This window comes from Rhizobium sp. NLR16a (assembly GCF_017948245.1).
Classification (GTDB): Bacteria; Pseudomonadota; Alphaproteobacteria; order Rhizobiales; family Rhizobiaceae; genus Rhizobium.
On the sequence record NZ_CP072865.1, the window covers coordinates 2,400,358 to 2,427,341 of the forward strand.

The 26,984-nt window shown below is 60.2% G+C and carries 23 protein-coding genes; 13 read left to right on the forward strand and 10 right to left on the reverse strand.

What is annotated here, in order from left to right; genetic code table 11:
- Positions 1-98 precede the first annotated feature (98 nt).
- The 3 genes from J7U39_RS11800 to J7U39_RS11810 all read left to right on the forward strand — a co-directional run bounded on the left by J7U39_RS11800 (position 99) and on the right by J7U39_RS11810 (position 5,048).
- Positions 99-2,447 carry a glycosyltransferase gene (locus tag J7U39_RS11800; RefSeq protein WP_247241664.1) on the forward strand — a complete coding sequence of 783 codons (2,349 nt, stop codon included), beginning with the start codon at positions 99-101 and terminating at the stop codon, positions 2,445-2,447.
- Between the two features lie 208 nt (positions 2,448-2,655).
- Complete coding sequence (locus J7U39_RS11805; protein ID WP_210628358.1) at positions 2,656-3,837, forward strand: ATP-grasp domain-containing protein; 1,182 nt, start codon at positions 2,656-2,658, stop codon at positions 3,835-3,837.
- A complete protein-coding gene (locus tag J7U39_RS11810) occupies positions 3,834-5,048 on the forward strand; it encodes a Gfo/Idh/MocA family oxidoreductase (protein ID WP_210628359.1) in 1,215 nt (404 codons plus the stop codon). The genes J7U39_RS11805 and J7U39_RS11810 overlap by 4 nt, the downstream gene beginning before the upstream one ends.
- Positions 5,049-5,264: 216 nt before the next feature.
- Here J7U39_RS11810 and J7U39_RS11815 read toward each other — a convergent pair whose 3' ends face one another.
- Positions 5,265-6,374, reverse strand: coding sequence for a DegT/DnrJ/EryC1/StrS family aminotransferase (locus J7U39_RS11815; protein WP_210628360.1), 1,110 nt, complete (start codon positions 6,372-6,374; stop codon positions 5,265-5,267).
- Positions 6,375-6,565: 191 nt separating this feature from the next.
- Here J7U39_RS11815 and J7U39_RS11820 point away from each other — a divergent pair, with 191 nt between their 5' ends.
- From J7U39_RS11820 to rfbA, 5 genes are read left to right on the forward strand one after another with little or no spacing between them, the layout of a single operon-like run.
- Entirely contained in the window at positions 6,566-8,560 is a 1,995-nt protein-coding gene (locus J7U39_RS11820; protein WP_210628361.1) for a glycosyltransferase family 1 protein, read from the forward strand.
- Positions 8,550-9,128 (forward strand): dTDP-4-dehydrorhamnose 3,5-epimerase, encoded by a 579-nt coding sequence (gene rfbC, locus J7U39_RS11825; RefSeq protein ID WP_210628362.1) that lies wholly within the window; start codon positions 8,550-8,552, stop codon positions 9,126-9,128. The genes J7U39_RS11820 and rfbC overlap by 11 nt, the downstream gene beginning before the upstream one ends.
- 6 nt (positions 9,129-9,134) lie before the next feature.
- Positions 9,135-10,190, forward strand: coding sequence for a dTDP-glucose 4,6-dehydratase (rfbB, locus tag J7U39_RS11830; RefSeq protein WP_210628363.1), 1,056 nt, complete (start codon positions 9,135-9,137; stop codon positions 10,188-10,190).
- A 3-nt stretch (positions 10,191-10,193) separates the two neighbouring features.
- Complete coding sequence (gene rfbD, locus J7U39_RS11835; protein WP_210628364.1) at positions 10,194-11,081, forward strand: dTDP-4-dehydrorhamnose reductase; 888 nt, start codon at positions 10,194-10,196, stop codon at positions 11,079-11,081.
- A gap of 10 nt (positions 11,082-11,091) precedes the next feature.
- Positions 11,092-11,961, forward strand: coding sequence for a glucose-1-phosphate thymidylyltransferase RfbA (rfbA, locus tag J7U39_RS11840; RefSeq protein ID WP_210628365.1), 870 nt, complete (start codon positions 11,092-11,094; stop codon positions 11,959-11,961).
- Positions 11,962-12,053: 92 nt separating this feature from the next.
- On the opposite strand, the gene J7U39_RS11845 is transcribed toward rfbA, so the two are convergent.
- The 7 genes from J7U39_RS11845 to J7U39_RS11875 all read right to left on the reverse strand — a co-directional run bounded on the left by J7U39_RS11845 (position 12,054) and on the right by J7U39_RS11875 (position 18,638).
- Positions 12,054-12,683: a riboflavin synthase gene (locus J7U39_RS11845; RefSeq protein ID WP_210628366.1), complete on the reverse strand. Its 630-nt coding sequence runs from the start codon at positions 12,681-12,683 to the stop codon at positions 12,054-12,056.
- Positions 12,683-13,813 (reverse strand): bifunctional diaminohydroxyphosphoribosylaminopyrimidine deaminase/5-amino-6-(5-phosphoribosylamino)uracil reductase RibD, encoded by a 1,131-nt coding sequence (gene ribD / locus J7U39_RS11850; RefSeq protein ID WP_210628367.1) that lies wholly within the window; start codon positions 13,811-13,813, stop codon positions 12,683-12,685. Before ribD ends, J7U39_RS11845 begins: the two co-directional genes overlap by 1 nt.
- A 3-nt stretch (positions 13,814-13,816) precedes the next feature.
- The gene (nrdR, locus tag J7U39_RS11855; protein WP_003547190.1) at positions 13,817-14,293 is read right to left on the reverse strand and encodes a transcriptional regulator NrdR; all 477 of its coding nucleotides are present in this window, start codon (positions 14,291-14,293) and stop codon (positions 13,817-13,819) included.
- Between the two features lie 9 nt (positions 14,294-14,302).
- Positions 14,303-15,601: a serine hydroxymethyltransferase gene (glyA, locus tag J7U39_RS11860; RefSeq protein ID WP_210628368.1), complete on the reverse strand. Its 1,299-nt coding sequence runs from the start codon at positions 15,599-15,601 to the stop codon at positions 14,303-14,305.
- A gap of 218 nt (positions 15,602-15,819) precedes the next feature.
- Positions 15,820-17,121: a L,D-transpeptidase family protein gene (locus J7U39_RS11865; protein ID WP_210628369.1), complete on the reverse strand. Its 1,302-nt coding sequence runs from the start codon at positions 17,119-17,121 to the stop codon at positions 15,820-15,822.
- 434 nt (positions 17,122-17,555) lie between these two features.
- The gene (locus tag J7U39_RS11870) at positions 17,556-18,071 is read right to left on the reverse strand and encodes a MarR family winged helix-turn-helix transcriptional regulator (protein WP_210628370.1); all 516 of its coding nucleotides are present in this window, start codon (positions 18,069-18,071) and stop codon (positions 17,556-17,558) included.
- A 129-nt stretch (positions 18,072-18,200) separates the two neighbouring features.
- A complete protein-coding gene (locus tag J7U39_RS11875) occupies positions 18,201-18,638 on the reverse strand; it encodes a DUF6163 family protein (RefSeq protein WP_210628371.1) in 438 nt (145 codons plus the stop codon).
- A gap of 131 nt (positions 18,639-18,769) precedes the next feature.
- On the opposite strand from J7U39_RS11875, the gene hemB reads away from it, so the two are divergent.
- From hemB to J7U39_RS11895, 4 genes are all read left to right on the forward strand, one after another.
- Positions 18,770-19,783, forward strand: coding sequence for a porphobilinogen synthase (gene hemB / locus J7U39_RS11880; protein WP_210628372.1), 1,014 nt, complete (start codon positions 18,770-18,772; stop codon positions 19,781-19,783).
- A 74-nt stretch (positions 19,784-19,857) separates the two neighbouring features.
- Positions 19,858-20,316: an RDD family protein gene (locus J7U39_RS11885; RefSeq protein ID WP_210628373.1), complete on the forward strand. Its 459-nt coding sequence runs from the start codon at positions 19,858-19,860 to the stop codon at positions 20,314-20,316.
- Positions 20,317-20,511: 195 nt separating this feature from the next.
- Positions 20,512-21,288, forward strand: a complete 777-nt coding sequence (locus tag J7U39_RS11890) for an arginyltransferase (protein WP_011424835.1) — start codon at positions 20,512-20,514, stop codon at positions 21,286-21,288.
- A gap of 353 nt (positions 21,289-21,641) precedes the next feature.
- Complete coding sequence (locus tag J7U39_RS11895; protein ID WP_210628374.1) at positions 21,642-22,523, forward strand: DMT family transporter; 882 nt, start codon at positions 21,642-21,644, stop codon at positions 22,521-22,523.
- Between the two features lie 81 nt (positions 22,524-22,604).
- On the opposite strand, the gene J7U39_RS11900 is transcribed toward J7U39_RS11895, so the two are convergent.
- Positions 22,605-23,063 carry an SRPBCC domain-containing protein gene (locus J7U39_RS11900; protein ID WP_184453111.1) on the reverse strand — a complete coding sequence of 153 codons (459 nt, stop codon included), beginning with the start codon at positions 23,061-23,063 and terminating at the stop codon, positions 22,605-22,607.
- A 222-nt stretch (positions 23,064-23,285) separates the two neighbouring features.
- Positions 23,286-25,541, reverse strand: coding sequence for a DNA topoisomerase IV subunit A (gene parC, locus J7U39_RS11905; RefSeq protein ID WP_210628375.1), 2,256 nt, complete (start codon positions 25,539-25,541; stop codon positions 23,286-23,288).
- Positions 25,542-25,777: 236 nt separating this feature from the next.
- On the opposite strand from parC, the gene J7U39_RS11910 reads away from it, so the two are divergent.
- The gene (locus tag J7U39_RS11910) at positions 25,778-26,965 is read left to right on the forward strand and encodes a hypothetical protein (RefSeq protein WP_210628376.1); all 1,188 of its coding nucleotides are present in this window, start codon (positions 25,778-25,780) and stop codon (positions 26,963-26,965) included.
- Positions 26,966-26,984: the final 19 nt, after the last annotated feature.

Below are 26,984 nucleotides of genomic sequence, written 5' to 3' on the forward strand. Positions count from 1 at the left end.
CCGCAGGTTTCGCACAATTCTCACGATTTAATTGATGGTCGACATGGAGCGATCATGCAGGCAGAGGATTTCAAATGATGCAGTTGATGGATGCTACAATGGCGGGTATCAGCGGACGCGAGCAGATCGTGCAGGCGTCTTTTTCCGTCGTCGTCCCCGCCTTCAACGCATCAAACGTCATTGGGCGATGCCTGCAGAGCCTATTAAGTCAGCAGGGGCAGACGGCATTTGAAATTATTGTCGTCGACGATTGCTCGGCGGACGACACGATCGCTAAAGCCGAAGAGATAGCTCGTGGGCATAATAACGTTAGTGTCCTGCGCCTCGACGGCAACGGCGGACCCGGTATCGCCAGGAATGCAGGGGTACTCAGAGCAAAAGGCGAATGGATTTGCTTTGTCGATGCCGACGACGTCGTCGAGAACAACTTTCTGGAGATGCTTCAAGCATCCGTCGAAGACCTCACGGATATCCTCGCGTTCAACTCCAGCCTTCATGACGCAGAAACCGGCAATAGCCTGAAAGCCAGCATCCGCGAGGATCTCGCCCGAGTCGAGGGCGCCGACAGGCTGGCGGATTATCTTCAGGATCGCGTTGATCGATCAGTCATCTTCCATCTGTTCCGCCGCCGTTTCCTCCTCGACAACAACATCATGTTCCGGGGCGGCCTTCACGAGGACGTCGATTACATGTTTCACGCGCTGATGCGCGCGCGTTCGGTCAAGAGTCTCGACCGGCAGATCTACCGCAAGCTCGATACACAGGGCTCAATCGTCAATTCTCTCAGCACCCGTCACGTCGACGGCTTCTTCGATGCGCTCGACGCCATGCATGCGCTCGTGGCGGACACGCCTATGTGGCCTGACCTGAAAAATCCTTTCCTGACGGGCATCATCAACGTGACCGCGTCTCGCCTGCTCAGGCTGCTGCCCGGCAAGGTGGTCAAGCTCGAGGATGCCGGCAAGATCCTCTCCACGCTTCACGACCGTGTCGTGCGCTCAATGAAGCTTGCCGAGATCGTCTATCCCCTGCCGGTTCCGCCATCCGGCTTCCGCACCAAATACCGGATCACCTTCGATGCCTTCATGAACGGCATGGAAAAAGGCGATACGACCGAAGATATGCTGAAAGTCTTCGCGGAAATCGCGCCGAAGCTCTGGAGCTGCTACGACCTTCATCATTCCATTCTGCTCGGACCCGGCGAGGTGCGCACCTGCTGCAAGCGCTTCACCTATGAAGGCGAGCTGAAAGGAGATGTGGTTCTTTTTGGCGGTAACGGCAAGGACTTCGAGTTCACCTACGGCGATATCAAGCAGGCAAAGGATGCCCTGTTCCTCGAGATCAACCGAGACAACTCAGATGAATGCCGCGGTTGTCCCTTCTTGAAATTCGAGGATTGGGGGCGGCCGCTCAATCAGGGCGTCAAGTATCTTTCCTTCGAGCATCACTCGCTTTGCAACATGCGCTGCACCTATTGCAGCGAGACGTATTTTGGCGGCAAGAAGCCTGCTTATGATGCGGGCGCATTTATTGACACGTTAAAGGATGCCAAGGCCCTCGAGAACATGGAATATATCGTCTGGGGCGGCGGCGAACCGACGGTCGAGCCGCGCTTCGACGAGCTGCTCAGCAAACTGGCTGAGGGCATTTCCAATGTTAAGCAGCGCGTCATCACCAACGCGACAATGTATTCGGAGCCCCTTGCAGACCTTCTCCGGAAGGATCAGGCTCATATCGTTACCAGCATCGACGCCGGAAATAGCAAGAATTTCAACGAGATTCGCAAGTACAAACATTTCGAGCGAGTATTCGAAAACCTCCGCCGCTATGCTGCCTGCTCTTCGCGCAACGTCGTCATAAAATATATTCTCTTGCCGGAAAACAGCTCCTCGGACGAACTCCGGCAATACGCCGACCTGATCGTCGAGAATGGCTTGACCGATTGCAACTTCCAAATCAGCTGCGATTTCAAAACGGATCGCGTGACCGATGAGCAGTTAGTGTCGATCGTAGAACTTCACCATCTGCTGAGAGTTCGCGGCGCGCGTCTCATTTTCCTTGACGATCTCGTCTGGCAGCGGATCTTGACGGTTACGCCGGATACTCTGGAATTGCTGAAATCCAAGTTGGAACCTTCGGTGCTGGAGACGGCATTCGAGCCGGTCCATCCTAAGGGCGTTGTGGTTTGGGGGATTGGCGGACAAGCTCAGATCATTCGCCGCAAGTCGCAGTTCTTCAAAACGAGCAAGATCGCCTATTTCATAGATCCGCGCCCCGAAATGATCGGCCAGAGGCTCGGCGGCATCGAAGTGCGCGCTCCTCATTCGGCCCTGTCGGATGACCTGCCGATCATGATCGGCGCCGTGCAAAGCGCGCCGGAAATCTATGATCAGATTGAGGCCCTCGGCATAAGCCCCCAGCGGATCCTGCAGAAAGTCATCCTGTAGCGCTGAAACACTGATCGAAGCGATTGGAAGTCAACCGCCTCGATCAGCAAGCCTCGGGAAACGCCCGCAGCTTATGATTTTGATCACCGCGTCCGTTTTCGAGTCTTTGAACACCGCAAGCGGATGGAAGAGAGCTGTTGATCTGCAGCTCCAGCGGTTTGATGCGCAACGCCCCTAACTCGTCAGGGGATGTGGGAGGGATTTGAGAATGACCAAGAGAGCATTGCTGGTCGGCAGCAACTTCAGCGCAGTTCCCCTTCTATTTGCCCTGAAGAGGCGCGGCCTGCATATTTCCGTGTGCGGAAACCGGCCGGATGAGCCCTGCCACGCGCATGCGGATCAGTCGCATTTCATCGACTACAGCGATCCGACCGTGTTGCTCTCCCTCGTCGAGAACGGCGATTTCGATTTCATCGTGCCGACCGGCAACGACGTTGCCTATATGTCGACCACCTTCGTCGCCGGAAAGCTCGGATTCCCGCGCTTCGATTCCATGGAAACCGCGACGATCATTCACACGAAGCAGGCGTTCCGCAGCTTCACCGAGCAGTACGATATCCCTGCCCCACGTTCGGTGCGCTTGCATGGAGACTCGCCGGTCGAGACCGGCGAACTGCGCTATCCGCTGCTTGTGAAGCCAAGCGACAGTTTCAGCGGTCGTGGCGTCACGAAGGTTTTCGACAGGACAGAACTTACCGACGCCGTCGCCGACGCCCGGCGCAACTCGCGCGCGGCGGAGATCGTGATAGAGGAATTCGTCGAAGGCAGCCTGCACAGCCATTCCGCCTTCATCAAGGATCAGGAAATCGTCTTCGACGTCTTCGTCGACGAATATTGCACAATCTACCCATACCAGGTCGATTCATCGAATCATCCGTCGCGGCTCTCCGAAACTGTTCGTTCGAAGACGCGTGCCATTATGGCGCGTGTCGTCAAGCTGCTCGGACTGCAGGACGGCCTCATCCATACGCAGTTCCTGTCAAATGGCGACGATGTCTGGATCGTCGAATGCATGCGACGCTGCCCGGGTGACCTTTACGGCTCACTTGTGGATCAGTCTCTCGGCATCGATTATGCCGACCTCGTCATAACGCTGCTGCTGGGCGAGGAATTTTCAGTCAATCCGCGCTTCAAACCGCCGCTGTTTTTTGGGCGCCACACCATCACCTCCGACACGCCCTCGACGCCGTTTTCCTTCTCACATTCCATTCCATCATCCGATGTCCGCATCGCGCAACTCAAGACCACCGGCAAGCCGATGAATTCGGCACCGTTCGACAAGCTGGCCATCCTCTACGCCCGCTTCGAGACGCGAGACGAGATGCTGAAGGTGGTGCCGGATTTCAAGACCTTCATTTCGCTCCAAACGATGCAAGGAGACTTCGCATGAGCCGATCAAGCCAAGGAGTACCGGAAAAGCTGCGCCTCGCGTTTCTGGGCGGCGCCGTCAATTCTGCTGTAGGCCGCGCTCATCGGGATGCAATCGAGCTTGATCAGAAATTCGATCTTGTCGCTGGCTGCTTCAGCCGCCATGAGGAGATCAATCGCGAGACGGCGGAACAGTACCGCATTTCACCGGAGCGCTGCCATGGCGACTTCGATACTTTGCTATCGAAAGAAGCCGGCAACATCGATGCTCTCGTCGTGCTTACGCCGACGCAGCAGCATACGAAGCAGGTTGTCGGCGCACTCGAGGCGGGTATTCCGGTGATCTCGGAAAAGGCCCTTGCCGGTTCGAGCGCCGAGACGCGCACGATCGACAATGCGCGCAGTAATGGGACCTTTTTGGCCGTAACCTACAATTACACGGGATACCCCATGCTCCGCGAAATCCGTGGCATGGTCGAGCATGGTGTTTTCGGCGAATTGCAGCAGATCCATATTGAGATGCCGCAGGAGAGCTTCCTCCGTTTCCGCCGCGACGGGACACCGATGACGCCACAAGATTGGCGCTTGCGCGACGGTCCCGTGCCGACGGTTTCGCTCGATCTCGGCGTTCATGTGCACTCGTTGCTTCATTTTCTTACCCAGCGAGAGCCGGAAGAAGTCTGCGCGACCAGCCAGAGTTTCGGCAACTTCCCGCAGGTGCTCGACAATGTGCAGGCGCTCGTGCGATGCGCCGGCGGCCTGCATTGCAGCATGTGGTACGGCAAGACAGCCCTCGGGCAACGCAACGGCCTGCGTGTGCGGCTCTATGGCTCCAAGGCATCAATCGAATGGCTTCAGGAAACCCCCGAAGTTGCCCATTTCTACGACCGCAACGGCCGCAAGCAGATCCTCGATCGCGCCAGCCCGGATATCATGATCGCCAACGCTAGCCGCTATGAGCGGTTCAAGGCGGGTCATCCTTCGGGCTTCATCGAAGCCTTCGCGAATTATTATGCCGATCTTGCGGACGCCCTCCTGCAGCGCAAGACCAATAGCGCACGCTTGCCCCATCCCTATGTGCTCGGGCTCGATGAGGCGGAAGAAGGACTGCGGCTGCTGGAAGCGATCGAACGCTCGCGGCTGGAAAAGCGCTGGATCGAAATTGAGCCGCGGGGCGTACGGCGCCCTGTGACAGAGCGGCTCGAAATCCAGGCTCCGCAACTGGCACTCTAATCTGTCGTCTACAGGATGAAGAAAACGGCGTGATCGATGGTCACGCCGTTTTCTTGTGAGTTGCCGGCTGCATGCGCGGTTTCGCAATTTCTTGTTTGGCAGGCCCCGCGTTCCAAATCCTGCTGACAAGGGAGGCCGCCTGGCCTATTGGCGAGGGATACCGCATAGCAGATCGTTTCTATCTGCGGTGCGACATGACATCCGGCAGATCGTGTTTTAAACCGACTGGATCAGCCCGCAGACCTTGTCGACGATCTCCATCTCCATGTCCGGATAGATAGGAAGGCAGAGCACCTGTAGTGCTGCTTCGCTTGCGACCGGCAGGTTCGACGGCTGGGCGGAAGGCAGGCTGCGATACATCGAGAAGCTTGAAATCAGCGGATAGAAATAGCGGCGCGGATGAATGCCGTTTTCCTTCAGTAACTCGTAGAGCCCGTCGCGTGAAATGGGATAGCCAGCGCGGACGAGGATCGGGAAATAAGAGAAGTTGGAGACGGTCTCGCCGGAACGGTTCAGGCATTCAATGCCCGCAACGCCGCGGAGCCGCTCGCGGTATGCACCGTCGATGAGCTCCCGCCTTTCGAGTGCAAACTTGATGTATTTCAGCTGCAACAGGCCGAGCGCAGCGTTGAACTCGCTCATCTTGCCGTTCGTGCCCGGCGCCACCACGGTCACTTCATCGACGTAACCGAAGTTCTTCAGCTGGTCGATGCGGGTCTTCGTCTTGATGTCCGGGCAGATGATGGCTCCGCCTTCGAATGTGTTGAAAACCTTCGTCGCATGGAAGCTCAGGATGGAGAGGTCGCCGTGATTGAGAACGCTTCCCCGTTCGTCTTCCACGCCGAAGGCATGGGCGGCATCATAGATGATCTTGAGATTGTAGAGATCGGCGATCTTCTGGATCGCATCGACGTCGCAAGGGTGGCCGTAGCAATGCACCGGCATGATCGCCGTCGTCTGCTGTGTGATCGCCGCCTCGATCTTCGCTGGATCGAGATTGAGGGTCACCGGGTCGATGTCGACGAAGACGGGCTTTAAGCCGTTCCAGAGAAGCGAATGCGAAGTGGCCACGAAGGAATAAGGCGTGGTGATGACTTCGCCCGTGACGCGGAGCGCCTGAAGCGCCGTCAGCAGCGCAACGGTAGCGTTTGAAAAGAGGCTGATGTGCTTCACGCCGAGATGATTGCAGAGCTCCTGCTCAAGTTGCTCATGGAACGGCCCGCCATTGGTCAGGATGCGATTGCTCCAGATCGCTTCAAGCGAAGGAATGAATTCTTCAAGCGGCGGCAGGCTGGGCTTCGTTACGTAGATCTTTTCGTTTTTCATGACGCCGTCCAGGGTTGGGCCCTATCTCGGAAATGGGCCTGGTACGAACATCAGGGCTTAACCTGTTGCGAAGCTGACCAGCGAAATTCCTGTCAACAGTGTGGCGCAAGCTTCACGTCCAATAGTCGACCCCCATACGAATGCCGTATCGTGAATCACGAAGACGGCAGCTATTCGCGAAGGACGATACCTTGACGATCAATCAGCCCATTTCTTCTTTGCCGGCCGGTCTTCCTGATCTGGCGCTTCTCACGGAGAAAGCTGCCGTGACGGGATCTGTCATTATCTATCAACCTTATCTCGACCCTTCGCAACGCAGCCAGATCGACGCAGCGGCCATGCCGCTCGATATCTCGTTCAATACGCAGGCCACGACCCGCGAATATGAACTCTTCCGCACCCTGTATCAGCATCACGAGGCGATCGGCCTCGGCGACGACGTATTCTGGGGGCTGCTCTCCAGCAAATTCGAGATGAAGTCGGTGACGAGCTTCCCGTCCTTTGTCACGGAGGCGGAAAAGGCCAGGGCAGAAGGTGCGGACGCCTATCTTTACAATCCGCTGATCGGCCACGCGGCGATCTACAGCAACGTTTGGGAACATTCGCTGCTTGGCGGTCATCCCGGCATGGACCCGATCTTCCTGCATATCCAGAACCTCGGCTATCCGATCGCGCCGCCTCAGGACAAGACTGCCTTCGCGTTCTGCAACTATTTCTGCGGCAACCGGAAATTCTGGTCCGGGTATTTCGCCTTTTGCGAACGCATTCTCGAATCGCTGGAACACCAAGCGCGTGCCGGCACGCCGGCGGGTACTGCCTATGCCGGCACGGCTCACTATTCGCGCGATGCCAATGCGAAGATGCGCCCCTTCGTGATCGAGCGCCTGCTCGGGCTTTATGTCCAGCAGGCTGCCGCCTCCGGATTGAAAATCGCCGCCTTCGTGCCGGCCCTTGCCGATTTCGAATGGAAATTTGGTATCCGCCTCGGCCGTCTGCTGCATGGGCTCTTCGCCGCCAAGGAAGCCTTTCTGAAGAGCCTTGACGAGGCGCTCCTGACCTCGTGGCAGGAAGGCCGCCAGCCGCTCATCAAGCAGCCGCATCTGATCTGGATGGCTGATGATCCGCCCGCCTGGATGCCGCGCGGCCAGTTCATCGGCGGCCGCGAATTGATGCGCGCCTATGCTCCGCAGGCATCAGGCGCCACCCCGACGCCGCAGCAGCCGATACGGATGGAAAGGCCCGCTATATCAGCCGCGCCGAAAATCGAGCAGCCGCTCCGCAACCCGCTGCAGCCCTTTGCCGGCGGATGGCAGGCGCACAAGGACCGTCACTGCATCTGGATCGTGACGCCCGAAAACTACAATCACAGCCACGCCTTCGACGAAGTCGCGCTCGGCCTGCAAGGCGCCTTCGAGGAACTCGGCGGCTCGGCACCGATCGTCCGCGACATGAACGCGTTCGCAGGCCGTGCGCCGATCATCTACGGCGGCAATCTTCTCCCCGCCGAAATCGCCGCCCATCTGCCGAAGGACAGCGTCATCATCAACCTCGAGCAGGTGTCCGAGGAAAGCAGCTGGATCAATTCGCGCTATATGTCGATCCTGAGGGCGATGCCGGTGCTCGACTACAGCCCGCGCAACCGCGAAAACCTTGCCGCCAAGGGCATCGATCACGCCGGTGTCCTCGAAATCGGTTACAGCGGTTGCCTGAGCCAAATCCAGCACAACCCCGTCAAGGATATCGACGTCCTCTTCTACGGCTCGATGAACGAACGCCGCCACCATATCCTGAAGACGTTGAACGACAGCGGGCTCAAGGTCGCGCATCTCTTTAACATCTATGGTGCGGAACGCGATGCGGCGATTGCCCGCGCCAAGATCGTCATAAACATCCATCATTATGCGAGTGGCGTTTTCGAGATCGTGCGTATTTCCTATCTGCTCGCCAATCGCGTTTGCGTGCTGACGGAAGGTGATAGCCGCGATCCAGACCTCCAGCCCTTTATCGGCGGCTTGGCAATTGAGCGCTATGACGACATGATCGACCGCTGCTACAGGCTGATCGCAGACGCAGACGAGCGCGATGCCACTGCCGCGACTGGCCTTGCGGCCATGCGGAGCCGCTCGCAGGCGGACATGCTGATGAGCGTCATGAAGGCCGCAGAAAAGGTAAGTCATGCGCATTGAGACCGCAGCCATCGAGGGCATTGTTGCAATCACGCCGCCACGCTTCGGCGATCACCGCGGCTACTTCTCCGAGGTATTCAAGGATGCCTGGTTCCGGGAAAATGTGGCCAACGTCACGTTCATCCAGGACAATGAGTCGCTTTCGGCGCAGGCTGGAACCGTCCGGGGGCTGCATTTCCAGATCCCGCCCTTTGCCCAGGGCAAACTGGTGCGCTGCCTTGCCGGTCGGATCATGGATGTCGTCGTCGATATCCGCGAGGGATCGCCGAGCTTCGGCAGATGGCTCTCTCAGGAACTCTCGCCGGAAACTGGCAAGCAGCTCTGGATACCGGCCGGTTTCGCGCACGGATTTGTAACGATCGAGCCGAACAGCGTTATCAGCTACAAGGTAACCGCACCCTACAGCCCGCAGCATGATCGGGGCATCGCGTGGAACGATCCGATGATCGGCATTCGCTGGCCGTTCGATGAGAGAGAGATAGTGTCGTCCGACAAAGACAAGACACTGCCGCGGCTCGCCGATCTGCCAAGCCATTTTTCTTATTCAACACAGCAACCCAAGGATTGATCGTCGATGCGCATACTGGTCACGGGCGGAGCGGGCTTCATCGGATCGGCATTGGTGCGCCATCTTGTCAGCGAGATCGGCGCCGAGGTGCTGAATGTCGACGCACTGACTTATGCCGGCAATATGGCATCGCTGAAATCCGTCGAATCGGCGCCGAACTATCAATTCCTGCGCGCCGATATCTGCGACCACGCCAGGATGCAGGAAGCATTCGCGTCCTTCCGCCCTGATATCGTCATGCATCTCGCCGCAGAGAGCCATGTCGACCGCTCGATCTCGGGCGCTGCCGATTTCATTCAGACCAATATCGTCGGCACATTCAGCCTGCTGGATGCCGCGCGGCACTATTGGGACGGGCTGGACGCGCGCAGCAAGAGCGCCTTCCGCTTTCTGCATGTCTCGACGGACGAGGTCTACGGCTCGCTCGGCGACGAGGGCCTCTTCGCGGAGACGACGCCTTACGATCCGTCCTCGCCCTACTCCGCCTCCAAGGCCGCGAGCGACCACCTGGCGGTCGCCTGGCACCGCACCTATGGCCTGCCCGTCGTCGTCTCCAATTGCTCCAACAACTACGGCCCGTTCCATTTCCCGGAAAAGCTCATTCCGCTGATGATCCTGAACGCATTAGAGAGCAAACCTCTTCCGGTTTACGGCAATGGCGCGAATGTTCGCGACTGGCTCTATGTCGAAGACCACGCCCGCGCGCTTTTCACGATCGCATCCAGAGGACGCCCCGGGGAAAAATACAATGTCGGCGGCCGCAATGAGCGCCGGAACATCGATGTCGTTCATCGCATTTGCGCGATCCTCGACAGCGTCTACGCTGACAAAGCACCTCATGCACATCTGATCGCCAACGTCACGGACAGGCCCGGACACGACGCACGCTATGCGATCGATGCCTCGAAGCTCGAAAGCGAACTCGGCTGGAAGGCGCAAGAGACTTTCGAAACCGGCATCGAGAAGACGGTGCACTGGTACTTGGAAAACGAATGGTGGTGGAGGCCGCTGCGCGAGAACGTCTACTCCGGCGAACGCCTCGGCGTTCTCAAAGGACAATAAGCGATGCGCATTGCCGTCACCGGCAAACAGGGCCAGCTCGTTCAGTCGCTGCTCAGACGTGGCGCCGAAACGGACGTCGACATCAGTGCGGTCGGGCGCCCGGAAATGGACCTCGCGAATCCCACAAGCATTGCGGCCGCCTTCTCGGCTCTGCGCCCAGATCTGATCGTCTCGGCCGCCGCCTATACGGCGGTCGACAAGGCCGAGAGCGAAGCCGAGCTTGCTTTCTCAGTCAACGCGACCGGCGCCGGGGCGGTTGCCGAGGCTGCCGCGCGGATCGAGGTCCCGGTGATCCACATTTCGACGGACTACGTCTTCAGCGGCGACAAGGCCACCGCATATTCCGAAGAGGATGCTACGGCGCCGATCTCCGTCTATGGGCGTTCGAAACTCGCGGGCGAGAAGGCCGTCGCGGCGGTGAACCCGAACCACGTCATCTTGCGCACTGCCTGGGTCTATTCGCCCTTTGGCACCAATTTCCTGAAAACGATGCTGCGGCTTTCCGAGACGCGCGATCATCTTCGCGTTGTCGCCGATCAGACAGGATGCCCGACCTCGGCACTCGACATCGCCGACGCGGTTCTTGCGATCGCAACCCGCATCGTAGCGGATCCTGCGCCATCGCTCCGCGGCACCTTTCACCTGACCGGCAGCGGCGAAGCTAGCTGGGCGGACTTCGCCGAAGAGATATTCGCGGAGCTTCATAAATCCGGCGGCAAAAAGGTCGAGGTCGAACGCATCCCGACGGCGGATTATCCGACGGCGGCGATGCGTCCCGCCAATTCGCGTCTCAGCGGCGACAAGCTCGCCAGAACATATGGAATCCGACTCCCGGAGTGGAAGCAGTCCATGATGGTGGTCATGCAAGACCTTTTGAATAAAGGTCTTTAAGGAGATTGGCATGAAGGGAATTATCCTCGCCGGCGGCACAGGCACACGTCTGCATCCGATCACAGAGGCCGTCTCGAAACAGTTGATGCCGGTCTACGACAAGCCGATGATCTACTATCCGCTGACGACGCTTATGCTCGCCGGCATCAGGGAGTTGCTGATCATCACCACGCCTCACGACGTCGAAGCCTTCAAGCGCCTTCTCGGCGACGGCTCGCAATGGGGAATTTCGCTGAACTATGCCGTACAGCCGAGCCCGGACGGCCTCGCCCAGGCGTTCATCATCGGCGCCGACTTCGTGCACGGCGACAGCTCGGCACTCGTTCTCGGCGACAACATCTTCTACGGGCACGGCTTGCCGGAAATCATGAAATCTGGCACGAGTCGTCGCGAAGGCGCGACAGTTTTCGCCTATCATGTCACCGATCCGGAACGCTATGGCGTCGTCGGCTTCGACGAAAAGATGAATGCGCTGTCGATCGAGGAGAAGCCGAAGGAGCCAAAATCGAACTGGGCGGTGACCGGCCTCTATTTCTACGATCAGCAGGTGGTCGATATCGCCGCCAACCTGAAGCCGTCACCGCGCGGTGAATTGGAAATCACCGACGTCAACCGCACCTATCTCGAGCGCGGCCAGCTATTCGTGGAGTTGATGGGCCGGGGCTATGCCTGGCTCGACACCGGCACGCCGGACAGCCTGCACGATGCCGCGGGTTTCGTCAGCACCCTGGAGAAACGCCAGGGCTTCAAGATCGCGTGTCCCGAGGAAGTCGCCTGGCGCATGGGTTACATCTCGCAGGCCGAACTCGCCAAGCTCGCGGAGAAGCTCGGCAAGAGTGCCTACGGCCAGTACCTGCGGAAGCTGTCCCCGGATTGGTGAACTGTCTGGCCGACCAGACGCGCTGTCCCTTTCAACCCGCATAACTGCAAAATCGACCGCGATTTTCGCAGTTATGCGTTCGTCCGTATGGATCAGACGTTTCCGGCTTCTCGCGCACTCGGAAATTCCGCCAGCCGGGCAGCGTAACGCGCCATGGTGTCGACTTCGAAATTGACAAAATCGCCGGCCTTGCGCTCACCCCAGGTGGTGACGTCGAGCGTGTGGCGGATGAGCAGGACATCGAAATCGGTGCCGTCGACAGCATTGACGGTCAGCGAAGTGCCGTCCAGTGCGATCGATCCCTTGGGGGCGACGAATTTCGCCAGATGTTCGGGCGCACGCAGGCGATAGCGGGTGGCGTCACCCTCCGATGTCACCGAGAGGATTTCCGCCTTGCCGTCGACATGGCCGGAAACGATGTGGCCGCCGAGCTCGTCGCCGATCTTCAACGACCGCTCGAGATTGATGCGGCTTCCTTCTTGCCAGGTGCCGATCGTCGTCAGCCGCAGCGCTTCTTCCCAAGCTTCCACCTCGAACCAGCGGCCATTGCTGCCTTCATCAGGCAGGCCGGTCACGGTCAGGCAGATGCCGGAATGGGAGATGGATGCACCCATATCGATGGTGGAGGGATCATAAGCGGTCGCGACGCGCAGCTTGATGCCCTCCTTCAGGGGGGAAACGGATTCTACTATACCGACATCGGTGACTATTCCGGTGAACATCAAAGCCCTCTTTCATATTCGTCCAGGCGATCGTCGCCAAAGATTCGCGTGCTCATATGCATGAAACCGGATGGTATGTCGGTTGCCTGCAACGGGGATTCAATACCGCCCCCACCGAGGGCGACAGGCGCCTGATAGAGCTGGATGTGGTCGACAAGACCGGCTTCGAGGAATAGCCGCGCCGTCTTTGCGCCGCCTTCGACCAGAAGCGAAGAAATGCCCCGCGTCGCAAGCGCCGGGAGCAGGACCTCGGGGTGATAAGGATTGCAGTAGACAATTTCGACGCCGGCGGCTTCGAGCGCGGTGCGGCGGGAGTCCATGTCGGCGGGGTCAGTGGTCGGCGCCCCAGCATCCGCCCCCAACGGCGAAACCTCTTCCCTCGCCACCACAATCACCGGCACGTCCCGCGCCGTCTGAACCAGCTTGCTCGTCAACGGCAATGCCAGCGCGGGATCAAGGACGATGCGGATCGGCGACTGTGCTTCGAGGCCTGGCGTGCGCACCGTCAAAAGCGGGTCATCTGCTATCGCGGTGCCGATGCCGACGAGGATCGCGTCGGTTTCGGCGCGCAGCGTCTGAACCTCAGCGCGGGCCTCCGGACCTGTGATCGCCACTTGGCCCTTCCCCTCACGGCCGATCATGCCATCGGCGGAAACGGCAAGCTTGAGAGTCACATAGGGGCGGTTCTTCGTTTGGCGGGTGAGATAGCCGGCCAGCGAGCGCCGGCCCTCTGTTTCCAGCACGCCTGGCGTCACCTCGATGCCGGCGTTGCGCAGCATCGCGATGCCGCGGCCCGAGACGCGCGGGTCAGGATCGGTGACGCTGACGACAACGCGGGCAATGCCATAGGCGATCAGCGCCTCTGCGCAAGGTGGCGTCTTACCGTGGTGCGAGCAGGGTTCGAGCGTCACATAAGCGGTGGCGCCACGGGCGAGTTCGCCGGCTTCGGCGAGCGCCTGCGGCTCGGCGTGCGGGCGGCCGCCGAGAGCCGTGACCGCACTGCCGACGACGACGCCGTCACGAACGATCAGGCAGCCGACGGAAGGGTTGGTGGCGGTACGGCCGAGATGCCGGCGCGATAGGCGGATCGCCGCCGCCATGAAACCTTCGTCCTCCGCCGAGACTCTCATGGCTCATCTGTCCAGCGGGTCGCGGGCGATCTTGGCGTTGATTTCGGAAATGACCTTCTCGAAATCCTCGGCAAGCGAGAAATCCCGGTAGACCGAGGCGTAACGCACGAAGCCGACATCGTCGAGGCTCTTCATGGCTTCCAGCACCTGCAAGCCGATTTGCTCGGAGGAGATTTCCGTCTCGCCGGAACTCTCAAGCCGGCGGACGATGCCGGAAACGGCGCGCTCGATGCGATCCCGCTCGACGGGGCGTTTGCGGAGCGCCACTTCGAAGGAGCGCACCAGTTTGTCACGATCGAAGGGCACCTTGCGGCCAGTCTTCTTGATGACCATCAGCTCGCGCAGCTGGACGCGCTCGAAGGTGGTGAAGCGGCCGCCGCAATCCGGACAGATACGCCGCCGGCGGATGGACGTGTTGTCCTCCGCCGGACGCGAATCCTTGACCTGGGTATCTTCCGAACCGCAATAGGGGCAGCGCATCGCTACTCCTTACCCCATGTAGCCATACATGGGGAAGCGGTCTGTGAGGTTGACCACCTTGCCGCGCACGGCGGCTTCAACGGCGGCGTTGCCGTCATCGGAATTGGCGACCTTCAGGCCGTCGAGAACCTCGACGATCAAATTGCCGATCTCGCGGAATTCGGCTTCCTTGAAGCCGCGCGTCGTGCCGGCCGGTGCGCCCAAACGCACGCCTGACGTGACGAAGGGCTTTTCCGGGTCGAAGGGAATGCCGTTCTTGTTGCAGGTGATATAGGCGCGGCCGAGAGCTGCCTCGGCGCGCTTGCCGGTGGCGTTCTTCTTGCGCAGGTCAACGAGCATCAGGTGGTTGTCGGTGCCGCCGGAGACGACGTCGAGGCCGCCTGCGATCAGCGTCTCGGCCAGCGCCCGGGCGTTCTTGACGATCTGAGCGGCGTAATCCTTGAATTCCGGCTGCAGCGCCTCGCCGAAGGCGACGGCCTTGGCAGCGATGATGTGCATCAACGGACCACCCTGCAGGCCCGGGAAGACAGCCGAATTGAACTTCTTGGCGAGATCCTCTTCATTGGTGAGGATGACGCCGCCGCGCGGGCCGCGCAGCGACTTATGCGTCGTCGTCGTCGCGACATGGCAATGCGGGAACGGCGACGGATGCTGGCCACCGGCGACGAGGCCGGCGATGTGAGCCATGTCGACCATCAGATAGGCGCCGACGCTGTCGGCGATCTCGCGGAAGCGCTTCCAGTCCCAGATGCGGGAATAGGCGGTGCCGCCGGCGATGATCAGCTTCGGCTTGTGCTCTTCGGCTTTGCGGGCGACTTCATCCATATCGAGCAGGTTGTCGCCTTCGCGCACGCCGTAGGAAACGACGTTGAACCACTTGCCCGACATGTTGACCGGCGAACCATGCGTCAGGTGGCCGCCCGAATTCAGGTCGAGACCCATGAAGGTGTCACCGGGCTGCAGCAGCGCCAGGAACACGGCTTGGTTCATCTGCGAGCCGGAATTCGGCTGGACGTTGGCGAAATTGACGCCGAACAGCTTCTTGGCGCGCTCGATCGCCAGTTCCTCGGCGATATCGACGAACTGGCAGCCGCCGTAATAACGCTTGCCCGGATAACCCTCGGCATATTTGTTGGTCATGATGGAGCCCTGGGCTTCCAGCACGGCGCGGGAGACGATGTTCTCGGAAGCGATCAGTTCGATCTCGTGCCGTTGGCGACCGAGTTCCTTTCCGATCGCGCCGAAAATTTCCGGATCAACGTCCGCAAGCGAGCGATTGAAGAAGGATTCGGTGGAAGCATTGGTCATGGGCGGGCTCCTCAACTGGAATGCGCTGAGGTATTAGCCTTCCGCCGTGGCAAGGGCAATACGAAGAACGACATTTGCTGAGCAAAGCGCGCGCTCCGGCCATTTTGCGACAGCGCGGCGCCGATGAATGGCGGCCGCATGACGCAGCGCCCTGCCCGGCATAAAAAAACCGCGCCCTCGAGGCGCGGTTCTCAAAATCACGATGCTGAGGTCGCCGCTTACTGAACCGGCTGTTCCATGCCGGCCGTGGTGTCGAGTGCGAGCTCGGCATTGCCGTCCATCTGATAGATGTCGTCGCGAAACTGGACGATGCCGTCGGGCATGCCCCAGGCGGAGATGTAGACGAAATAGACCGGAACTTCGGTGGCGAGCTTGATCGGCGTGTTGACGCCGCTTGCGATCACCTGTTCCATCTGCTGGCGGTTCCAGCCCGGCGTCTCGCGCAGCAACCAGGTCGACAGGTCGCGCACGTTCTGAACGCGGACGCAGCCCGACGATTCGAAACGCATGAGCTTGTTGAACAGGCCCTGCTGCGGCGTGTCGTGCATGTACTCGCCGTTCTTGTTGTAGAAGTTGATCTTCGTCGACGCCATGGCGTTGATCTTGCCCGGGTCCTGGCGAAACATCAGGTTCGGCGCCTCGCCGTTCCAATCGACAGTCTCCGGAGAAACCTCATTGCCCTTGCCGTCGATCAGGCGGATCGCGTTCTTTTCGAGATATGTCGGATCCTTGCGCATCAGCGGCATGATGTCCTTTTCGACGATCGAGCGCGGCGCGGTCCAGTAGGGGTTGAGGATGACTTCGTAGATCTTCGAGTTGACGAGATGCGTCGGTCGGCTCAGACGGCCGACGACCGCGGTGTGGCGCGTCGCAACGCTGCCGTCTTCGACGGCCTCGACATAGGCGGCCGGAATGTTGACCATTAGGTGGCGGCGGCCAAGATCTTCCGGGAAGGTCTGCAGGCGGACCAGATTGGTGTTCAACTGCTGCAGGCGGACATCGGCCGGAATGTTCATCGCCTTCAGCGTGAACTCGCCGAGAACGCCGTCGGACGGCAGGCCGTGACGCGCCTGGAAGCGCTTGACGGCGCCGTCGACATAGGAATCGAAGGCGTTCGACATGCCTGCCTCGCGCGGCAGGTCGCCGGTGATCGCAAGGCGCTGGCGCAGCGCCTGGACGGCGGGAGAGGAAACGCCGAGCTGCAGGCGCTGATCACCGGGATTGACTTCCGGCCAGCCGCCGGCTGCCGCAATCTGCTGATACTGCATGATCGCCTGCTGTGCGCTCGCGACCGATTGGGGACCGAGGATCGGCGTATTGGAAACGACGGCGGTCGCCGTGCGCGAAGCCGCCTTGGCATCGAACTGGTCGTCCCAGTTGCCGCGGCGCGGCGCGTTGATCAGCGTATCGAGCGCCGACTGCGCCAATGCCGGCGCGGCCATAGCGCTGGCGCCAATCGTTGCCGCGGACGCAAGGAAAGCGCGGCGCGAGAGAGCTTCATTTCCGTTTTTCTTCGACATAGTCCCAACCACTGAATGCCGCATGCAAGGAAGCGCGGCGCTTTGCGATATCACTGCGCCGTAACGCAGATCCCTATCCATTCGTTCTCCCGGCACATCGGAAAATCCTGCCCCGCATCACAAGACTGCGATGCGGAAGCCTGAACGTTCCTGGTCCATTGAAAGCGCCGGTTGCTAACCTTCCGCTGCCACACCAATATGGCCAATTCGTGTTGCCGGGACCGCAGATCGCTGCCGATGGCCGAGTCATCACGCAACGAACCATGTGACGAGGTAAATCGTGCCGGTTAATAACGGCTAAAAAACGGCTTGAATACCGGCCCTTACGCTTGCCTGCCATGCGTTGCAAAGATGCCACGCGGGCGCAAACGGCAAAACCGGACGCGCAGGGAACGCATCCGGTTTTCTTCAACCCTGAAAGGAGGTCGAGGGTCTTAGAGGCGATACATGATCGAGTCGTTCCAGAAGCGGTCGAGCCGCTGGAGCAGCTTGTTCATCTGGGTGAACTCGTCGGTGCCGATGCCGCCGACCTTGTCGATCGAGGCGATGTGGCGTTCGTAGAGCTTGGCGACCGTTTCGGCGATGTCCTGGCCGGTGTCGGTCAGGCTGATGCGGACCGAGCGGCGGTCGATGCGGGAGCGCTGGTGGTTGATGAAGCCGAGGTCGACCAGCTTCTTCACGTTGTAGGAAACATTGGAGCCGAGATAGTAGCCACGGGAGCGCAGCTCGCCGGCGGTCAGCTCGGAATTGCCGATGTTGAAAAGGAGCAGCGCCTGGATGGCGTTGACGTCGCTGCGACCCTGGCGGTCGAACTCGTCCTTGATGACGTCGAGAAGACGGCGATGAAGACGTTCGACCAGATGAAGGGATTCCATGTAAAGATCACGGATGCCCTGATCCTGCTGGTCACGGAAGTTGGATACCGCCTGCGGCTTGATTTTCGTGTTCATATTGACTGCCTCACTGTTTGTTTGGCGGTGTCGTTTTCTTCCCGCCTTGAGTGAGACCCTATCGAATACATATAAAATTCGACTTAAACCGCAGGCTTAATGGAGCCTTACCGGAAACTCCACGTTGTCTCAGGGTAAATCAACACTTACCTGGCGGCGGTGCCGGCGCTTTTCCAGCCAGAGCAACAGGCGGAATATGCAGTAGACCGCGGCGACCATGAGATGCAGCAGAATGATCAGCTTGTTGGGTCCGAAGATATCAGGCAGCAGGCCATACATCAGGATCTGCCCGCCTGCTGCCAGCACCCAGATAACCGGCCCCCAGGAGACGGTAAGCCAGAGGCCGAGGGAGGCGACGGGGAAAAGCACGGCAAGGCTGGTGCTCGCCACCTTCCACGGCAGGTTCAAAAGATCGAAGCGGCCGGCGCCGACCAAGGAATAGCCGACGAGCATCGCCCAATATTGGAGACCGAACCAGAAGCAGGATACGGCCACCAGCCTCAGGAGGAGGATGAAGAGAAGATCCGCCAGCGTGCGTTTCGGTAGTGTCGGGGATTCGGTTTCCATGGCGCAAACATCGGTTCGGGATCGGATCGTTACAAGCAGTTTTTCCGCCGCGGCCAATCGTCCGGTTTGGATTTTCCGGGCGCCATGATAATGAGCGCTCCGATAAATGGAATGGGCCAGGGACAGATATCATGCAAGATAAGACGCATCTCGTCGACGACATCACCGGCCATCGCCGCATGCGGCGCAACCGCAAGGCGGACTGGACGCGCCGGCTGGTGCAGGAGAACCGGCTGACGGTCGACGACCTGATCTGGCCGATCTTCATCGTGCCGGGTTCCGGCATCATCGATCCGATCCCGGCCATGCCCGGCGTCAACCGCATGAGCATCGACAAGGCCGTCGAGGCCGCCCGCGAAGCGGCCGATCTCGGCATTCCGGCGCTGGCGACCTTTCCCAATATCGAGATGGAGCTACGTGACGAGGCCGGTTCGAACAGCCTCGAGGCCAACAATCTGATCAATAAGGCCACGGCGGCGATCAAGAAGGCGGTGCCGGAGATCGGTGTCATCACCGACGTCGCGCTCGACCCCTTCACCAGCCATGGCCATGACGGCATTCTGAGAGACGGCGAGATCGTCAACGACGAGACGGTCGATCAGGTGGCGCGCGCTGCCGTGATGCAGGCCGATGCTGGCGCCGACATCATCGCGCCGTCGGAGATGATGGACGGGCGCATCGGCGCCATCCGCATGGCGCTCGATGCCGCCGGCCACCAGAGCGTCGGCATCATGAGCTATGCAACGAAATTCGCCTCTGCCTTCTACGGCCCCTATCGCGAGGCGATCTCGACAGGCGGCCTGCTGATAGGCGACAAGAAGACCTATTATATCGACCCGGCCAACGGCACCGAGGCGATCCGCGACGCCGCCCTCGACGTCGAGGAAGGCGCCGACATGCTGATGGTCAAGCCCGGCCTGCCTTATCTCGACATCTGCTGGCGGATGAAGGAGGCCTTCGGCCTGCCGACCTTCGCCTACCAGGTTTCCGGTGAGTATACGCAGATCAAGGCGGCAGCGATGAACGGCTGGATCGACGGCGAGCGGGCGATGCTCGAAACGCTGCTGTCGTTCAAGCGGGCGGGATGCGACGGCATCCTCACCTATTTCGCGGTCGAGGTGGCGAAAATTCTCGCAAAGAGGTGATTTCGGGGCGAATGATTGTATTTCGCCCCGCCGACACCATATCAGCGGCGTCGCTTTTGCGAGAGGAGATCGAGATGAGCTACAACCCCAATCCGCTTTATGCCGCACCGGAGGACTGGCGCGCCTATAGCGGCGTGTTGAGCCGCCGTGTGTTTGCCTTCATGCTCGATTACCTCATCGTGGCGCTGCTGTGCATTCCCGCGGCGATCGTTCTGTTCTTCCTTTCGATCGTCACGCTCGGCCTCGGCTTCTTCCTCTATCCTGCCCTCTTCGTCATCGTCGCCGGCCTTTACTTCGGCCTGACCGTCGGCGGACCGAGCCAGGCTTCGCTCGGCATGCGGGCAATGGGGATTGCGATCGTGCGCGTCGATGGACGGCCGATGGATTTCCTGACGGCGATCGTGCATCTGGTGCTGTTCTGGATCCTCAACTCGGTGCTGACGCCGCTCATCCTGCTTGCCGGCCTGTTTATCGAGCGCAGCCGTCTCATCCACGACCTACTGGTCGGCACGGTGACAGTGCGCACTGCCTGAGATCCTGCTGCCTGGGACCTGGTGGCGGAGACGAAAAAACTCTCCGCCTTCCCTGTACCGGGGATCACGATGCTCCATATCCAAAATTAGAAGACTGAAATGAAGGGCGGAGACCGCCGCGCTGTTGACGTTTTCTATTCTTAGGTCATGCTGTCAGAAAACGGCACTGTCTCGACAAGGAAACTTCCGCGACAAATGAATACGCAGACGACGCCATCCCCGCAGTTTTATCTGACGGCTCCGGCTGCGTGTCCGTATCTGCCGCATGAGATGGAGCGCAAGGTCTTCACCCATCTGGTCGGCCCGCGGGCCGCCGAGATGAACGACATCCTCACCCAGGGCGGGTTCCGCCGCTCGCAGAACATCGCTTACCGCCCGGCCTGCGAATCCTGTCGCGCCTGCGTTTCCGTGCGGATTCTCGCCCAGGAATTCGAACCGACGAAATCGATGAAACGGGTGCTTGCCGCCAATTCCGACGTCATCGCCACCGAATTCGCAGCCCAGCCTTCCAGCGAGCAATATTCACTCTTCCGGCGCTATCTCGATTTCCGCCACCAGCAGGGCGGCATGTCCGACATGACCGTGCTCGATTATGCGATCATGGTGGAAGACACGCATGTGAACACGCGAATCATCGAATACCGCCGGCGCGAGGAAGGCTCCGGGCTGGAGGAGCGGCCGAAGGGCGAACTGCTTGCCGCCGCACTCACCGACACGATGAGCGACGGGCTGTCGATGGTCTATTCCTATTTCAATCCGGCGCTCGAGCGGCGTTCGCTCGGCACATTCATGATTCTCGACCATGTCAGGCGCACGAAAGCGCTCGGCCTGCCGCATGTCTACCTCGGCTACTGGGTTCAGGGTTCACGAAAAATGGACTATAAGACCCGTTTCCAGCCGCAGGAGCATCTCACTCCGCGCGGCTGGGAGCGTTTCGACCCCTCCTCCATGCCCGAAAGCACCCACGATTAGAGCCTTTCCCGGTCAGCTTGGAGCATTCTGTTGGCTCAAACGGAGTCGGATGGTCGACCGGCCGGCGCGCGTCGTAGCCCAGATCTACGGCCAAGCCGGCCGGTCGAGCAGGCGGCCCGTTTCAGCCGACCCTCCCCCAGATTTGCCAGGCAAATCTGCAAGACTAAAAAATCGCCGGACGCACTTGTCGCTTCGCCATGGCGAAGCGGTGCGGCCGGTGGGCCGGGCATCTCTAGCCAGGGCAGAGGCGATCGGCTCGGACGTACTTGGGGGTATGCCCGTCGCCAATCGCTTCTGCCCTGACGAAAACCTGCTCCGGCAGAATGCTTCAAGCTGACCAGCAAAGGCTCTAAATGCTCCCCACCGCTCTTTCCGATCATCGGAAAGGCCTGCTGCTGACGGCGATCGGCGGGCTGGCGCTTTCCATGGATATCCCGCTCGTCCGCCTTGGCGACGGTGACATCTGGTCGATTCTCGGAATGCGGAGCGCAGCAACGGTCGTCGCCACGCTCGTCATATTAGGAGCAATGCGCCTGGTTTCGGGCAAGTGGCCGGTTCTCGTTCCGGGGCGACCCGGTTTGCTCGCCGGTCTGCTCTACGGTCTCTCTTCCCTCACCTTCGTGCTGGCCGTCTTCAATACGGCCACAGCCAATGTCGTCTTCATCGTCGCCTTCAACCCGATGTTCGGAGCTCTTCTTTCCTGGATTTTCCTCAAGGAGAAGCCTCCGGCCGCAACGCTGGTCGCGATGCTGTTCATGATATCAGGCGTCGGATTGATCGTGAGCGAAGGACTTTCCAGCGGCCATGTTTTTGGCGACGCCATGGCGCTTCTCAGCGCGCTCATTCTTGCCGCAGCCATTACGGTCGGGCGTGCCTCTCGCCGGCAAATGGGCTTCGTGCCGCTGCTTGCCGCCATCCTGCCGGCTGTACTCGGCCTCACGCAGGCTCTGCCCTCAGGGCTTGCCATCGTCCATCCCGGCTGGATCCTCTTCAACGGCGCCATCGTGATGCCGGTCGCCTTCTGGTGCCTGGCGACAGGACCACGTTATCTGTCCGCGCCTGAAGTCGGCATGTTCTATCTCTTGGAAACGGTGCTGGCGCCGATCTGGGTCTGGCTGATCTTTGCCGAAACGCCCGCGACCATGACACTCGTCGGCGGCGGCATCCTGACGGCGACAATCGCCGTGCATTCCCTCTGGATGGCGCGACGCAAGAGCGTCAGGCAAGTCTCATGATGTGACGTTGTCGCTTGCCTGGCCCCATGTCATACAACGATGAAGGAGCGACGCGCTTCCCTTGGGACTTCAGCGTGCCGCTCAACCGGTAGCCTTCAACTGCTGCTGTTCCAGTTCCCGGCCGAGGGCTTCGACGACATGCGCCCAGCCTTGCCGCGTTTTCTCCTCGTGTGCGGCCCATTCGGCGCACATTTCGTGGGTCAATGTAAGCCGGCTGCCGCCGCCGAGAGGCTCGATGTCGATTTCGACGCGATCGCAATTGTGGTCGTGCTCCTCGACGGAAAAGCTGAAGACCATGCGTTGCGGGCGCTTCAATTCCAGAAAGACGCCCTGATGAAAGGCGTCGCCGGTCGGGCGGCGGTCAACGACGAAGAAACGGCCGCCGACACGCGGGTCGATGTCGGCACGGATGACATGACCATCATCGGTCGCAAACAGGAAGCGGCGGGCAATTTCGGGGTTGAGCCAGGCGTCGTAGACCACAGCGGGCGGGGCCTTGTAGGTCTGGCTGACATGCAATTTGATGGTGCTGGCGGGCATCGATTTTCCTCCGGTAGGGGCACGGGCGCCTTCTCGAGGCGCAACGGACCACAGCCGTTCCGTCCGCCCACGCAACCGGCCTTCTCTTATTTTGATAACAGCAATGAGATAGAGAAGTTCCCACGCCCGCCAAGAGCCGAGCGCGGAATTTAATTCGACAGAAAATCAAGGCGTTACGACGGTCCTTTGCGCGCCTGGACAGGTGCGCGGCGCCGTAAAGCCTCAGCCGGCGAATTTGCCGCTGCGCGGGAAGCCCTTCGGCACGGTGCGGCCGGCGCTAGCGCGATCGCCCAGCCATTCGGCCAGCTCGTCCTTGTTCTTCGTGAAGGTGCGGCCGGCGCTGTCTTCCCAGACGAGGCCGTCTGATATTGCGAAGCAGCGGACATCGGAAATGCCGCCATCCTTGTAGCGCTGCAGGCGCACGCCCTTGCCGCGCGACATTTCCGGCACCTGCGCGAGCGGGAAGACCAGCAGCTTGCGGTTCTCGCCGACGACGGCAACATGATCGCCGCTAACCGGCACCAGCAGCTGCGTTTCCTCCGGCAGCGCGACATTCATGATCTGCTTGCCTTTGCGCGTATTGGCGACCAGCTCCGCCTCTGGAACGACGAAACCGTTGCCCGCCGTCGACACGATCAGTTGCTTGCGCGCGGAATCGTGGACGAAGGCGGTCAGCACCGCCTGGTCGTTATCCATGTCGACCATGATACGCAACGGCTCGCCGTGGCCGCGTCCGCCCGGCAGCTTGTCACCACCGAGCGTGAAGGCCTTGCCGCCTGTCGTGACGATCAGGATCTTGTCCGTCGTCTGCGCCGGGAAGGCCACCTTCAGGCCGTCCCCTTCCTTGAAGGTCAGCGTCGCGGTGTCGGCGATGTGGCCCTTCAAGGCGCGGATCCAGCCCTTTTCGGATATGACGACCGTGATCGGCTCCTTCTCGATCATCGCCTGCTGGATCGCCTCTTCATCGGCCTCAGGCGCGTCGGCGAACTGGGTGCGGCGGCGGCCGACCTCGGTCGCCTTGGCGAATTTCTTCTTCACCTCGCCGATTTCCCAGGCAACCGTCTGCCACTGCTTGTCGTCTGAGGCAAGCAGCGCCTCGATCTCGCTCTTTTCCTTGGTGAGTTCGTCAAACTCCTTGCGGATCTCGAATTCTTCCAGTTTGCGCAGGGCGCGCAGCCGCATGTTGAGGATCGCTTCGACCTGATTGTCGGTCAGATCCCATCGCGCCATCATGACCGGCTTCGGCTCGTCTTCCTCGCGAATGATCCGGATCACCTCATCGATGTTGAGGTAGGCGATCAACAGACCGCCGAGGATCTCGAGACGCTTGTCGATTGCGGCCAGGCGGAAGCGCGACCGGCGCTGCAGGACTTCGCGACGGTGGTCCAGCCACTCCTTCAGCACCTCGTTCAGCGCCATGACTTTGGGGATGCGCCCCATGGACAGAACGTTCATGTTGAGCGGAAAGCGGCTTTCGAGCTCCGTCAGCTTGAACATCGATTCCATCAGGATGGTCGGATCGACGCTGCGGGACTTCGGCGCCAGGACGATGCGAATGTCCTCGGCCGATTCATCGCGGATGTCTTCCAGCAGCGGCAGCTTGCGGGCGATCAGCAGCTCGGCGATCTTCTCGATCAGCCGCGATTTCTGCACCTGAAAGGGAATTTCGGTGATGACGATCTGATAGCCGCCGCGACCGAGATCCTCCGTCTGCCATTTCGCCCGCACGCGAAAACCGCCGCGGCCGGTGCGGTAGCTCTCGATGATGCTGTCGCGGCTGTCGATGATAATGCCGCCTGTGGGGAAATCCGGGCCGGGAATGAATTCGACGAGCTTTTCGATGGTCGCATCGGGATGCTTGATCAGATGCAGGGCGGCGTCGCAAAGCTCATGCGCATTGTGAGACGGGATCGAGGTCGCCATGCCGACGGCGATGCCGGAGGAGCCGTTGGCGAGCAGGTTCGGGAAGGCGCCGGGAAGCACGACCGGCTCGGAATTCGATTCGTCGTAGGTGTCGCGGAAATCGACCGCATCCTGATCGATGCCTTCGAGCAGCAGTTCGGAGACCGCCGTCATCTTCGATTCGGTGTAACGCATGGCGGCGGGGCTGTCGCCGTCTATATTGCCGAAATTGCCCTGGCCGTTGACCAGCGTATAACGCTGCGAGAAATCCTGGGCGAGACGGGCAAGCGCGTCGTAGATCGACTGGTCGCCATGCGGATGGTAGTTACCCATCACTTCGCCGACGATCTTGGCGCATTTTCTGAAGGCCGAAGTGGGCCTCAGCCCCATCTCGTTCATCGCGTAGACGATGCGGCGATGGACAGGCTTCAGCCCGTCGCGCACGTCAGGCAGCGCGCGGTGCATGATGGTCGACAGCGCATAGGCAAGGTAACGCTGCTCGAGCGCCGCCTTGAGGTCGACCGGCTGGATGTTGTCGTCGTCTCCGCCGGAAGGCGGCAAAATCTCTTGTCCCATGGGCCTTGACTAGCCCAGAAGTGGCCGGCGGGCAAGGAATCCGGCCTATTGCAGCTGTGGATGAAGTCTTGGGGGCGACATCAAAGGATGAGACAAACGTTCCGCCGCAATTTGGACTTCGTTTGCCGTTCCCTTCAACAGAAATTTAGAAGTCCGCAAATATAAAGCGGCCCCAATCCGTAGTAGCGTAACTGCAGATTTCCAAACCGCCACACGCCACCAGAGGAATCACCCTTATGAACATTTATCGGACAACGCGGCTGATGCTGTCGGGCGCAGCCTTTTTCTCGCTCGCCGGCTCGGCCTTGGCCCTCGACGGCAATGATCTGCTGAAGAAGCTCAATGCCGCCTATGCCGCACAGGGCGGAACGATTTCGGCTGACGGCGTCGATATCAATGGCACCACCGTGACCTTGAAGAAAGTCAGCATCAAACCGGCCGGCAACGAGAGCTTCGCCATCGGCGAAGTCACCCTGTCCGGCGTGGAGGAAGATGAGGAAGGTGGCTATTACATCGAAGAGGCCGCCTTCCCCGATATCAACACGACGAAAGACGGCGTCACCATGACCGCACAAGAGCTGACGCTCGGCGGCATTTCCATTCCGGCGACAGCCGGCGGCGACAGCCTCGACACAATGATGCTCTACGAAACCGCCCATACCGGCCCGCTGAAGGTGGTCAAGGACGGCGCGGAAGTGTTCTCGCTACTGCAAAGCGACATGAACCTGACGCTGCGCGAGGACGAATCCGGCTTCGATTTCGACGGCGCCTTCAAAAGCATGAAGGCCGATCTCACCAAGGCCGAAGATCCGCAGGGCAAGGATGCGATCGAGAAGCTCGCCCTGCAGCACGTCCAGGGCGACATCACCATGAAAGGCGCCTGGGAGCTCGGGCCCGGCACGTTCGACGTTTCGGAAATCGCCTTCGACTTCACGAACATCGGCAAGCTCAACCTCGGCTTCAAGATCTCCGGCTATACGATGGCCTTCATGAAATCACTGCAGGATGCGGTGAAGGAATCGGAATCCAATCCGAACACGGAACAGTCGCAGCAGGCGCTCGGCCTTGCCATGCTCGGCCTGATGCAGCAGCTGTCCTTCGAGGGCGCTCACGTGCGCTTCGAAGATGCCTCGATCACCAAGCGGGCGCTCGATTACGCCGGTTCGCAGCAGAACATGTCAGGCAAGCAGATGGCGGATTCGCTGAAGGCGATGACGCCGATCATGCTGGCGCAGCTCAATATCCCGGAACTGCAGAACGCCGTTTCGGCCGCCGTCAACACCTTCCTCGACGACCCCAAGAGCTTGACGGTGAAGGCCGCTCCTGAAAAGCCGGTGCCGTTCCCGACGATCGTCGGCGCCGCGATGGGCGCTCCGAACACGCTGCCGCAGGTGCTCGGCGTCAAGGTTTCGGCCAACGACTGATCGCTCAAATTGCAAGAAA

What these genes read in the sequence shown, in the direction of transcription:
- J7U39_RS11800 (WP_247241664.1), top strand. Translation starts at nt 99, where the DNA reads ATGGCGGGTATCAGCGGACGCGAGCAGATCGTGCAGGCGTCTTTTTCC.
- J7U39_RS11805 (WP_210628358.1), top strand. Translation starts at nt 2,656, where the DNA reads ATGACCAAGAGAGCATTGCTGGTCGGCAGCAACTTCAGCGCAGTTCCC.
- J7U39_RS11810 (WP_210628359.1), top strand. Translation starts at nt 3,834, where the DNA reads ATGAGCCGATCAAGCCAAGGAGTACCGGAAAAGCTGCGCCTCGCGTTT.
- J7U39_RS11815 (WP_210628360.1), bottom strand. Translation starts at nt 6,374, where the DNA reads ATGAAAAACGAAAAGATCTACGTAACGAAGCCCAGCCTGCCGCCGCTT.
- rfbC (WP_210628362.1), top strand. Translation starts at nt 8,550, where the DNA reads ATGCGCATTGAGACCGCAGCCATCGAGGGCATTGTTGCAATCACGCCG.
- rfbB (WP_210628363.1), top strand. Translation starts at nt 9,135, where the DNA reads ATGCGCATACTGGTCACGGGCGGAGCGGGCTTCATCGGATCGGCATTG.
- rfbD (WP_210628364.1), top strand. Translation starts at nt 10,194, where the DNA reads ATGCGCATTGCCGTCACCGGCAAACAGGGCCAGCTCGTTCAGTCGCTG.
- rfbA (WP_210628365.1), top strand. Translation starts at nt 11,092, where the DNA reads ATGAAGGGAATTATCCTCGCCGGCGGCACAGGCACACGTCTGCATCCG.
- J7U39_RS11845 (WP_210628366.1), bottom strand. Translation starts at nt 12,683, where the DNA reads ATGTTCACCGGAATAGTCACCGATGTCGGTATAGTAGAATCCGTTTCC.
- ribD (WP_210628367.1), bottom strand. Translation starts at nt 13,813, where the DNA reads ATGAGAGTCTCGGCGGAGGACGAAGGTTTCATGGCGGCGGCGATCCGC.
- nrdR (WP_003547190.1), bottom strand. Translation starts at nt 14,293, where the DNA reads ATGCGCTGCCCCTATTGCGGTTCGGAAGATACCCAGGTCAAGGATTCG.
- glyA (WP_210628368.1), bottom strand. Translation starts at nt 15,601, where the DNA reads ATGACCAATGCTTCCACCGAATCCTTCTTCAATCGCTCGCTTGCGGAC.
- J7U39_RS11865 (WP_210628369.1), bottom strand. Translation starts at nt 17,121, where the DNA reads ATGTCGAAGAAAAACGGAAATGAAGCTCTCTCGCGCCGCGCTTTCCTT.
- J7U39_RS11870 (WP_210628370.1), bottom strand. Translation starts at nt 18,071, where the DNA reads ATGAACACGAAAATCAAGCCGCAGGCGGTATCCAACTTCCGTGACCAG.
- J7U39_RS11875 (WP_210628371.1), bottom strand. Translation starts at nt 18,638, where the DNA reads ATGGAAACCGAATCCCCGACACTACCGAAACGCACGCTGGCGGATCTT.
- hemB (WP_210628372.1), top strand. Translation starts at nt 18,770, where the DNA reads ATGCAAGATAAGACGCATCTCGTCGACGACATCACCGGCCATCGCCGC.
- J7U39_RS11885 (WP_210628373.1), top strand. Translation starts at nt 19,858, where the DNA reads ATGAGCTACAACCCCAATCCGCTTTATGCCGCACCGGAGGACTGGCGC.
- J7U39_RS11890 (WP_011424835.1), top strand. Translation starts at nt 20,512, where the DNA reads ATGAATACGCAGACGACGCCATCCCCGCAGTTTTATCTGACGGCTCCG.
- J7U39_RS11895 (WP_210628374.1), top strand. Translation starts at nt 21,642, where the DNA reads ATGCTCCCCACCGCTCTTTCCGATCATCGGAAAGGCCTGCTGCTGACG.
- J7U39_RS11900 (WP_184453111.1), bottom strand. Translation starts at nt 23,063, where the DNA reads ATGCCCGCCAGCACCATCAAATTGCATGTCAGCCAGACCTACAAGGCC.
- parC (WP_210628375.1), bottom strand. Translation starts at nt 25,541, where the DNA reads ATGGGACAAGAGATTTTGCCGCCTTCCGGCGGAGACGACGACAACATC.
- J7U39_RS11910 (WP_210628376.1), top strand. Translation starts at nt 25,778, where the DNA reads ATGAACATTTATCGGACAACGCGGCTGATGCTGTCGGGCGCAGCCTTT.